9 protein-coding genes are annotated in these 11,206 nt (G+C 46.7%); 5 read left to right on the top strand and 4 right to left on the bottom strand.

Annotated elements, in window-relative coordinates; all coding sequences use genetic code 11:
* On the top strand, positions 1 to 454 hold a 454-nt coding region (locus tag E5K03_RS13805; RefSeq protein ID WP_171006699.1), incomplete at its 5' end, for an ADP-ribosylglycohydrolase family protein.
* A 186-nt stretch (positions 455 to 640) separates the two neighbouring features.
* Here E5K03_RS13805 and E5K03_RS13795 read toward each other — a convergent pair.
* The gene (locus tag E5K03_RS13795; RefSeq protein ID WP_138007386.1) at positions 641 to 1,675 is read right to left on the bottom strand and encodes a hypothetical protein; all 1,035 of its coding nucleotides are present in this window, start codon (positions 1,673 to 1,675) and stop codon (positions 641 to 643) included.
* On the bottom strand, positions 1,675 to 2,148 hold the full coding sequence (locus tag E5K03_RS13790) for a hypothetical protein (RefSeq protein WP_138007385.1): 474 nt from the start codon (positions 2,146 to 2,148) through the stop codon (positions 1,675 to 1,677). Before E5K03_RS13790 ends, E5K03_RS13795 begins: the two co-directional genes overlap by 1 nt.
* Positions 2,149 to 2,746: 598 nt before the next feature.
* On the opposite strand from E5K03_RS13790, the gene E5K03_RS13780 reads away from it, so the two are divergent.
* From E5K03_RS13780 to E5K03_RS13765, 4 genes are all read left to right on the top strand, one after another.
* A complete protein-coding gene (locus E5K03_RS13780) occupies positions 2,747 to 3,751 on the top strand; it encodes a hypothetical protein (RefSeq protein ID WP_138007384.1) in 1,005 nt (334 codons plus the stop codon).
* A complete protein-coding gene (locus E5K03_RS13775) occupies positions 3,751 to 4,641 on the top strand; it encodes a hypothetical protein (protein ID WP_138007383.1) in 891 nt (296 codons plus the stop codon). The genes E5K03_RS13780 and E5K03_RS13775 overlap by 1 nt, the downstream gene beginning before the upstream one ends.
* 2 nt (positions 4,642 to 4,643) lie before the next feature.
* Complete coding sequence (locus E5K03_RS13770) at positions 4,644 to 7,592, top strand: DEAD/DEAH box helicase (protein ID WP_138007382.1); 2,949 nt, start codon at positions 4,644 to 4,646, stop codon at positions 7,590 to 7,592.
* A 230-nt stretch (positions 7,593 to 7,822) separates the two neighbouring features.
* The gene (locus E5K03_RS13765; RefSeq protein WP_138007381.1) at positions 7,823 to 8,053 is read left to right on the top strand and encodes a hypothetical protein; all 231 of its coding nucleotides are present in this window, start codon (positions 7,823 to 7,825) and stop codon (positions 8,051 to 8,053) included.
* A 109-nt stretch (positions 8,054 to 8,162) separates the two neighbouring features.
* On the opposite strand, the gene E5K03_RS13760 is transcribed toward E5K03_RS13765, so the two are convergent.
* Complete coding sequence (locus tag E5K03_RS13760; protein WP_138007380.1) at positions 8,163 to 9,134, bottom strand: DNA adenine methylase; 972 nt, start codon at positions 9,132 to 9,134, stop codon at positions 8,163 to 8,165.
* Positions 9,135 to 9,187: 53 nt separating this feature from the next.
* A complete protein-coding gene (locus tag E5K03_RS13755) occupies positions 9,188 to 11,044 on the bottom strand; it encodes an ATP-binding protein (protein ID WP_138007379.1) in 1,857 nt (618 codons plus the stop codon).
* Positions 11,045 to 11,206 lie beyond the last annotated feature (162 nt).

Below are 11,206 nucleotides of genomic sequence, written 5' to 3'. Positions count from 1 at the left end.
GGTAAGTCGGCAGTCTTCGCTAATCACGCACGCGGACCCACGATGCACGTACGGGTGTGCGCTTCTGAACCTTACCATAGCCGGCCTGTTTGACGATGCGGCGACGCCGTTGGGAGATGCTCTCGCCGACGTCGGTTCGGACGCACCTAATGAGCTTGTGGCGGCGCTTGAACCACTCGATCGCGGTGAGTCACCCGGTACGTTAGAGACATCCGGGTACGTCGTACATTCGCTGCAAACGGCACTCCACGATGGGCTACTCGCAGACAGTGCTGAGGAGGCGATCGTGACGGCGGTGAACCGTGGCGGTGATACTGACACGATCGGCGCAATTGCCGGCGCGGTCGCTGGTGCGCGGTTCGGGGCCTCACAACTGCCGGATCGGTGGTTGCGTGCGATCGACGAGACTGATGAACTCGATACGGTGGCAGCGCAACTCGTGGAAGTAGCGTGATGTACGTGTTGGCGTTCGACCGGGATTGGACAGTGGACGTGAATTCGCATCCGCAGCGGGACGCGGCCCCGCTTGAGTGGATTCGGTACTGGGCGTATGAGACTACCCACGAGGTATGGGCGGTCGCTTATCGAATCAGCCGCTGAACCGAGCGGAAACGTGAACTCTTAGTGATCAACTGTTGCATCACTGGCTCAGTTCTTCGTACGATTCAACGATAGAAAGGTCTCCTTCTAATTTTGACGCGAGCGTTGGGCTTCGCGCATCGAGTTTGACGCGTTCGTATTGCCAATCGAGTTCGTCTTTACCGCGCCACACGCCGTAGACAGTCACACTCGGGACTTCGATAATCCCGAACACGATCGCCAGCATGTACAGGAGGATTTCGATTTCACGCCAACTCGCCGTCGCTTCGTCTGGGAATTCACTCGGTAGATCCACTCGCTGGCCTAACAGTCGGTGGGCTCGCGCTCGTTCGACGAAGTTTCGGTCATTGCTGAAAAGCAGGATGTCGTTCCGATATTCACGGTCGTACTTGTCGTATGCGTCGATGATCGCTTCGTCACCTTCGTCGCTGTGGACTTCAACTGCTTGTTCAATGTCTCGAATCCGCCGGTAGGTAAGCAGCCCGAGTCGCCCGATGCGCGCCGATCCAAGTGGCTGGTTCCAATATGCCTCGTACGCGTCGCCGAACGCGTTGACGAACGGATCAGTGTCGTGGCACTTGTAGTCCCAGTCTAGTTCGTCACGAACGCCTGTTGCGAGCACGAACCCGTTGACGTACCCGATTCCGCTGTCAGGGTCGTGCAACCCGAGGATGCGATCGATCCGCCACGGCATGAGGTTCGTATCGAACCCGGCGAACGCTGGTGCATGCCCGGCCATCAGGTCGGGATCACCGTACCGGTCAAGGAACGTTTTGATCTCAGCTTGATTCGTCGGTTCAAGAATACCGCTTGCCAGCACAGCGTTACGAAAGGCAGATGCGTCAGGCAGGTCCGTGAAAATACTCTCTGCGTACTGTCGGCCAACGTCCTGTCGTCGTGTTGTGTACTCGTCGAGGCTAGTACTGAATTGGACCGTGCAGGAATCGTAGGCATCAAGTTGAATTCTGAGTAACTCGCCGATCTCGCTAGAGGGATGTTCAACGACGAATTCAGCGTCGCCACGATCGTACAATCGATTCAGCAAGACCGTCAAATGCTTGCGCTTGACCCGCATTAGAGCACCTCGGTAAAGTCGATCAGCGTAATCGCTGTCCGCGGGATTGTCGGGTAGCTCTCTCCAAAGTACTCCTCAGTTTTCACATGCGAATAATAGAGGTGATCAACAGCGTGTTTAACCCCGGCTTGGAAGCTGATAACGGACCAGAACCGCCGGCCAGGCGTTATATCGACGGCAATATCCGCATTCGCATTCGTCCCAGCCTCGATTGCCGACCGGACATACGCGAGGATCGCATCGAAATCTGTTTCGTCGGCAATGGTTTCTACTGTAATCGTTGGTTCTTCGCCGCCATGTGCCGTAACGACGGTCTTCATGAGTGATGTAGCGGCGTCGGTGACATCGTCGATGATCGGGTTATTGAGTACGTATATGTCCGTTGGAATGTACCCGTCATGACATGCTGCAATCAGCGGGTTAGCGACCGGAGCGATACTTGTTGAGCCGTTCGTGATCCACACTCGCTCCATACGCGAGTACTCGAAGGACTACTGTATCAACATATCGGACAAACTGATTATTTGAACCAGTCAAGACAAAGTTTTAATATCAAGTGGATTTCGGACAAGCGATTGGTTATAATCAGCTTCAGTGAGAGGCCGCGGCTGTGTTAGGTGAGTGTTGCTTCAGATGTTATCTAAGTACCGTCGTCGTTGCTCTAGTTTCATCTCCTCTGGCCGCCTATCGTAGTGCTTGTCCAATACTTTTCGACTGATATCCATCCGGTCGCCCACGACCTCAACAGGAACGTTACGAGTGAGAAAGTGAGTGATATCCAATCGAGTCACGAACGTTTCTCATGGCCTGATCTGATTATTGAAATATGCTTGTCTCCGTCACGGTATCGACTTTAGATATGGATCATACGGAAGCCGAAACAATTCTGAACGCGTTTTCAAGAGGTAAACAACGAGCTACTAATTTCTCACACTGTTTCAGCAACGTTAGATCAGACACTGCTGACAAATGGCTCAAATCAGTTGTTCCTGCGGGGAATTATCTTATTTGACAACTGCTAGAGCTCCCGACATAACGCTTAAATCTTGGGGCAGACACCATCTGATATTCATGACTAAAAAGAAAATGTTATCTCCAGGTGATAGGTGGCCTCACCACTACCGAGGGCTTTCATTACAAGTAAGCCCGAATGGCGATGTGTGGTGGCAACTATACCAAGGCACAGACCGGCTTATTTTACAACCAAGTCCAAACAAGATCGTCGATCAATTATTAGATCTCAAGCGGATCGGGGGACGAATCCACGTTACCGAACTCGGTGATGTATTGACCAGGGTAGAGAAAGATGATGACGATTACGAGCAGGTATATGTAGGTACTATCGAAGATCTGCATGGAGAATTAACTCCCGAAGATAATTCTGAGTATAGTATCGATTTTCGACCAAGAGGGCTTGAACCTGGAGATCTCTGGCCGAGTATATATGATGGCAGCAGATATTCATTTGCTGACGATCGAGTTTGGTGGCATAATGGCCAATCACACAGGCGTCATCCGGTTCCGGCCGGGATCCCTGACAAGATTAAAAATAATCTCAAACGATACAAGCCAAGCGGGGGCTCATTCCGTGTTCTTCCGTGGGGAGATGTAATTACGCTAATATCACTGCATCCAAGTCCGCGAAAAGTACGTGAACAATTTAATGAACTTCCACGGGTGGTTAAGAATATTATTAAACTTCGAAAAAGCCGTGACGTGGAGATGCTCCCAATCTATATCGGATCGATTAACAGCTATCGGATTGAAACTGAGGAGCCAACATCTTTGACCGACAACCTTTCAAAAGAAGAGCAAGACTCGTTATCTAGCTGGGCTGAAGGTTTGGGTAGGACAAATACCCGGAAAGCCGATTCTCACCGCGCAGATCAAATCAGCAATGAAGGTGGTTCTGATGCGAGAGGAGCTTCTAAGCAAAATGGATCAACAACGTCTACGGGGCATAGCGATGAGGGGGAGGCAATTGATGATTCTACATTTGATGATGACCCTCTAGAATGGATGCGTGAGGATATGACGAGGGGGACAGGTGAGGGAGTTGACAGTGGTGACTCGTGATGAGTGGCCGATTAATCGGTGAGAGCGCTACTGTACCGATTGCAAAGGGAAAAGATGTTCATCTTGAGCCAGGAAAACCATGGCCAGCACCATACAGAGGATCAAGGTACAGTATTCTCGATTCGAAGAGGCACGGGACTGTTCTTCAGTGGAAATATAACGACCTCGTTGTCCATGTAGAACCCCCGAACAATTTGCTTGACCAGTTGAGGTTCTTCGGGAAGTCTCGCGGGAGTGGAAAAGGGAGTATCCGGATAACAGCAGGACGTGAAATTCTTACAAAGATACACACTACGGCGTACTCCTACTCCGATGAAGCACCTGTTGATACGGGGTGGATTCCGGTCTACCTCGGGAAACTAGATGGAGGCCTAGGTTTTGATATTAATATTGATCCTGATCTACCAAACACAGACCTATGGGTTTGGGATGGCTTTTCATTCAATCATGGTGAAAGTTGGAGTGTCAGCTACGATGGAGAATTAATTTGGAAGTGGCAGGACTATCGGTTTGAGTCAATCTTTGATCACACTGATTTGGTCAGTACCTATGAGAGATACCGAACGACTGCCGGGAGAATGTATATTAACGAGTTCGGACATATCTACGTAAATGTGCCACGAGATGAGATACCGTCCGGGCAAAGAGAAGAAATTCAGAATGTATTTGATGAATGGCAAACATTTGTAGAACAAAATAGAGATGCTGCGGCCCAGCGTCTAGTAGATCGGCGACTAAAAGTAACGGGAGATGGAGATCCGACGGAAGGTCACTTACCGCTGTACATAGGTCATCTCTCAGAATTCGATGAAGGTATAATTCCGAAACCCATCGTAACTGATGAAGAATATTATATTGCAGCCTCTAATGAGGAAGTTGGGGGATACTGACAATGGGCCGTCGTTTTCCGCCACCAATCATTGGAGTCGTGGTAGATGAGGAACGATACCGAGCAATTGTGAAGATTGCTACCACAGACGGGGACGATCTCCCTCAGTCGGTGTTCGTCGAACGCTGCCAGAGTGAGATTACAAAGTCAAATTCAGACGAACAGTACTCGGAGTCTTATATGAAGCGGATTCTCGCTGCTTATGCCGAACTTGGTGTGACTACTCGTGACCAGTCTGGCGAGCAGACTACTATCAAACCATCTCCGTTCGCTGAGAATTTCCTTCGTGGAGAGCTGTCACTTGATGAATTCATTTGGAAATCTCTTAAGCGAAGTTGGGTAGCGATGGGAAATCGTCCAGAAGGGATTGAAGCCTTGGATCAAGTTCTTCGAACGATAGAAAAAGCTAATCGTGGTATCAAGAAGGGTGAAATTGAGTCTCAACTGGCAAATGACCATGATTACGAATTCAACGATCAAGGTATCCGAGGCTATCCAGAAATTCTTCAGATTCTTGGCGCTATTGAAAAAAATGACCATACGTATGATCTGGGAAAATCAGGACAGGTTGATAAATACAAACGTAGATTTAGAAACGCAGATATTTTTGGAAAGCTTGAATCCCGTTTAAATCGGGAAGGCGCAACAGTTGAACCACCCAGACAGAGCGCTAAACGTGACCTAATGAAGTATTATATGTACCGTGAAGCAGGAGGGTGGCAGAAGCGCCGCCAGTGGTACAACACATTTTGGCGCGATTACCTCAAGTCAGAGACTCGAAAAGGACAAACAGGGAGCGATCTAAGACGAAAAGACAAATATCGAGATTTTACAAATAAGAAAAAAGAGCTTCGTGAGCAGATTCGCTCTCGTTATTCTAGCTTGAAAAATGATTCTTTGAGTGGATTATCAGCAAGTGTATTAGAGCGTATTACGACAGCCGAAAGCGAAGATGAAGCGAAGCGAATACGGGTTGCTGCTGGTTCTGGGATCTCACGGGCGGATCTCCAATTACTTGAAGATGAGAGCCGCGGATCATATTGTTTTGCTAACTCATTCGAACTGTATGACTGGCAATCAGAAGCTGCCGACATGTGGTTTACGGGTACTTCAGATCAGGCACCAGAACAGGGAATTGTTCAGGTAGTGACTGGCGCTGGAAAAACTGTAATGGCGTTAGACATACTTCGGCAATGGCTCACAGAAAATTCAGATCGGATAGCTACAATTGTTGTTCCAACGAATGTCCTAATGCGACAGTGGTTGACTGAACTGGTCTCTACACTTAATATCCCTGTTGATGAGGTGGGCTGGGCGGGTGGTGGGCATAAAGATAATTTCAAAGAATGCCGCGTACTGGTTACTATCGTCAATAGCGCTGTTCAAAACGAATATCTTAGAACAGCCCTTCGTCAAGTAGACAATCCTGAACACTTGTTGATTGCCGATGAATGCCACCGATATACTGGTGATAAGTTCTCGAATATTTTTGATTATCCACGATCTGCATCTCTTGGTCTCTCAGCCACGGCCATTTCTCGAACGAGTGATGATCGAAATACCGACGACGAACATCTAGTACAAGAACTTGGGGAGATTTACTATGAGCTCAGTTATGATGAAGGCATCAAACGTGGTCTTATTCCTGAGTTCACTATACAATACATTGGGTTCGATCTTGCTCCACAGGAGAAGGCCCAATATGACCGACTTTCACAGAAGGTTTCTGATGCTGTAAAAGATATTCGACAGCAGTATGGCCATAGGCTTAATGATCTCCCAGGGGGTTTCGCCCGCAAACTGCAGATAATTCGGAATGAGGCTGATAGGCCAACTCCGGCAATCGCGGATTATTTTGAGTCTACTCAAGAGCGTCGAGAACTGGTGGACAATGCAGCCGCTAGACAGGCCATCACACTTAAACTTCTCAGGAATACAATTGAAAACGCTGACAAAGCTATCGTTTTCCAAGAACGAATTGAGCAGCTAGAACAACTAATTGCCCCACTTGATCAGAGAGGAATAGATGCTCGAACAGGAGAATTAGCAACAGGTGCTGAAGATTACCGTGCTAATCTGTATAATGAATTTGAAGGGCTCAAACAAGTGGATCAGCAGATAGAGGAATTGTTTGCCGATCCTGATTACTGGCCGGTAATGTATCACTCTGGCCACTCTCGAAAGACTTGGAACGATCTGGCAATGGAATGGTTCCGACAGGATGGCATGGCAGATGTAATGCTAAGCGTAAAAGCACTTATTGAGGGTGTAGATGTCCCAAGCGCTGATGTTGGTATTGTTCGAGTGTCAAGTAGCAGTATCCGGCAACGGATTCAGACCTTAGGACGGATCTTGCGCACTAGCGACGAGACAGAAGAACAGTCCATATTATACGTCCTCTATGCTAAGGATACGGTCGATGAACGTATTTTTACACAATACGACTGGCAAACAGAACTCGCAAGCGCCCATGTTGAACACAAAATCTGGGAGCCAGACGCAGAAGAAGGGTTAGCCGAAGGACAAATACGAGATGCAGATCCTGAAGAGTATCCTCCTCGCCCTGAACCAGAGATTATTCCTGACCCAGACAACTTAGACATCGGAGATCCGTATGAGGGCCAGCGTGATCCGATCCGACAAGTTAGCGTCGATAGCCGAGGACAGTTATTCGAACATCGTGACATGGGCAGAAGATATCTTTCTTCTGATGGATTTGAAGAAGCAGTCGATTTTGTAATGCAAAAAAAGGGTGGAGGAACAATATTTGTCAATAAGCATAATCACTTGTTAACTGTGTTACCAGATGGTCCAGTTTTCCTTGGGACTGTTGAGGGGCCAGAAGTGTTTGAATCGAAAGATAGTGGTGAAGAATCTGGAAACGGCCTACAAGACTCGTTAAATAGAGGTAGTTTAACAGAAGAGCCAGATGACTTCGATGAATTATTTTAGAACTAGAAAGGCGTAACAAACATAGATACAACGCGAAGATGTAGTCGATATTAAAAGTAAATAGACTTTACTCCCCGATCAGTCTAATGACCGGGGGAATAGAGATAGGGTTGTTAGTTTATATTACAAAAGAGAGTGTCATAGAACGATTCACATGGTATCTCAGGTATGTATGCGTATCTACCAAACGAGAACGGTGATATTATCTCCACCCCAAATAATGAGATTGTATGCCCGGCGAAATCAATCTTAATACTCTCACTAGCACGAAAACGAATGGTCGTGCCATGATGGCAGAACTGATTGCTAATTCAGGGACAGCTGACTTGCAGGTCGAAATGTCTGATGAATCTGCTGATGTGAAAATTAACGATGGCAGCAGGGTAGTGAAAATTGATATGGGTAGGGATGGACAGGTTCGGCAAATTCTTGTCAACGATGTTGTCGTCTGGCCGCAGTGATACCAATCAGGTAGTAGGTTGTAGTTGTTGTAGCTACTGTATTGACGATTCGGTAGGCGGGGAATAGGTATATGAACTGTTGTATGATACCATCATACAACTAAGCAAATCATCGAAAGTCATCAAATGTCCGCTGATCATCAAATGGAGAAAAATTTGTGACTATAATATCGGTTTCTCCAATGTTGGTCCGTTTTGTTGAATCGCTATTAATCATTCGCTCACCACTTGCTAGTATTTTACGAAAGGAATCGGGAAGAACGTCAGCTGAGTAAAGCTTTTCAACATAATGTTCTTTCTCTATATCACTTTCTAGATCGTTGGCGTTCGTGATCATGACATATGCACCTCTCTTATCAAGTTCTAATGCCAACTGCTGTAATTCTCTATGACGTTCATAATCGAATCCTCCTGGGTGATACTTTTCGAAGCTCCCAGTTTTTCTAACAGATGGGTACGGCGGATCAAAAAAGACCAGATCATTGTTCCCGATATCTTCACACGCTTGTGTAAAGTCTTGCCGCGTGATCGTTGTTCCTTGAAGGATACGGTGTGCTTCACGAATCCGTCGCTCAAGGACATCTATTTCGGTCCACTTAGAACCAACTGGCACATTAAAATCGCCCTTCTGATTGGTCCGGTAGAGGCCGTTAAAACATGTTCTGTTTAAAAACAGGAAGAGACTTGCTTCACGAACAGGATCTTCACATTTATTTACGCCATCTCGGAGTCTATTGAATTCCTCTCTTTTTTCATAATAGAAGTCTTCACTATCATTCCCTTGATTCTTATAGTCTCGATTGAATCGTAACCCATTCTGTTTCTTATACTTTTTATCAAATTCTTTATTTTGTGTGATAATCTGCTCAGGACTTTGCTTTATTTGTCGATAGAAGTTTACCAACCGAGGGTTAATATCGTTGATGTGCCCGTTATCAGGTTTAAGAGCAAAAAACACTGCTCCGCCACCAAAGAATGGCTCAAAATACCGGTTGAATTGGGACTTTGATGGGAGACGGCTTAAGATCTCATCAAGCATCGCCCGCTTTCCGCCAGCCCATTTTAAAATCGGTTCTGCCATACGGATTCAATTTAGTATGTACCCGATAATAAACTTCGAGATTTCATTCTTGCTTAATCTACTATCGTTTCGATGGTATGGCGAAGCTCTTCCCATACTAAATCATCACCGGCGTTGTGATGAAGATCAAGGCTGGCACACAACTGTGACCGTGGGACATCGATAATCTGTGCACCTCTTTCTTCGGCGTCTCCGTCGGTAAATACTAAAAACAGTTCCGCGGTTTCTGACTCACTTTGATCATCTGATACTGTTTGAGATGATTCCGTAATCGGGCCATCACTGCCGTTGTATTCATCAATGCTATAATTTTCATTCGAGATATCTGAAGATGTACTCGGGAGATGATCAGGTATCTCCTCAGCGGTTGTCATTTTCTGATTGGTATGTTCATCAAGATACTGATTATATCGGGGTTCCTGCCAAGATTTAAGATCATCAGTACACCGAATAGCATTCTCCTTGTGGATCCGTGCAAGCTCATTAATTCTCCCAGCTTCTTGATGAGCTACGGTTTCAATTTCTGTTGGTGGCATTTGGTCAACTTTTGATAGCCGTTCTATATCTCGGTCGCTTTCTTGAGCCAACTGTGTCTGATAGGCTGGCTGCTTTTGTTCATCAATGGCGTCGTCACAGCGAATATGCAATGTAGCGTGTGCCTCTGCGCTTTGGCGGAGCGAACTAATCTCCGGTAGGTCTGTATTTGGGCGGTGATCTGAAACAATCCGCTTGCGACTACTATAATCATACTTGACCACCTTTCCGTTATTGACTGCCTCTTGCGAATCAGATCCGTAGGATTCTAAGAAGGCGCGAGGAACTTTGTCTGCATCAAGGGTATAATAAGCTTGGGCCGCACGTCGTAACCAATTATACACCCCCTTTGTCTCATTTGTTCCCCGCATGATGAGATTATGTTTATCAATGGATGATTTCTGTGTATCCCAAGGGAGTTCTTTCCCGTCAGCATTAGTCTCAAGTTCGATAATGATTCGCAATCGGTCATGCCTGGCATTAAATTTACCCAGCAACTCTTGTCCATCGCCAAACCCACCCTGCTCGTCTTGAGCACTCGAAACAACTCTTCGTTTTTGGATGTAGACATCTGTCCCAGCAGAGTGAGTATCCTTCTTATGCAATAGACCAACAGTAATATGAAGATATACAGGGGATTCGAGATGATTAAAGTCTAGCCGTATCGCTTCATAACGTCGGGGATAAAGTCCGTCAAACGGAGAAAAAGCCCAGTCAGGAATGCCATCCGCAACGACTGGCTCGTTATCAACTGTTATTTTCAAATCAAAATTATTGCCACAGAGTGATTGCATATCATCGCTGAGGAAAAGGTTATATGCTTCACCCAAACGCTCACGCAGGGCATTGGCTGTCTCTTCTGTCCACTCATAATTTAAATCTTCAATACATATTTCTGTGATACCGGGTTGTATCTCCGAATCTGCGTGGAGCGGCACCGACCAGTCGTGATCATCCTCAAACCATTCTTTATCGATCCGGAATCGCCAGCCATCCTCTTCAGTTGGATGGTGTGATCGAATAGTAAATGGAACCCCGAGATTGACTAAGCTCTTTTTTGCACCGACACCAAATGTTCCTATTGAGCCATCGTTTTGTTTGGCAGTTCGCCCAAGCCCAAACAGCATAGCCGCTTCTTTGCGTGGAACGCCGCCAGTATTGTCACGGATAATGAGCTGGGTTTGATCTCCTTCTTTTTTAACAAAAATATTTATTACCGCTTCATTCGACCGGTTGGTAGCTCGTTTCCATGCATCTAAAGCATTATCACAGAGTTCGAGTACCGCTGACTCAAGCGTCACATCCGACTTCAGAGCTGTGAGAGCTTCTTTCGTTGGGAGAAGTTGTGCGCGCTCCTGTTCGCGCGTTTGAGACATGTAGGTAGTTCGGGGATCGGATATCAATTAAGTGTTCTGCAAGAATCGAAAGTAAATAATATTCTTCTGTAGTTGGATAGCAAGACCAAGATATACCGCTCAGTGATGCCTCTCGTCCTTACCGAAGTTCTCTCCCACCCAGAATTGACTGGAGCTGTTCTG

This window comes from Halalkalirubrum salinum (genome assembly GCF_005543295.1).
Taxonomy (GTDB): domain Archaea; phylum Halobacteriota; class Halobacteria; order Halobacteriales; family Haloferacaceae; genus Halalkalirubrum; species Halalkalirubrum salinum.
The sequence above is the reverse complement of the archived record's forward strand: the minus strand, read 5'-3'. Positions and strand labels throughout refer to the sequence as shown.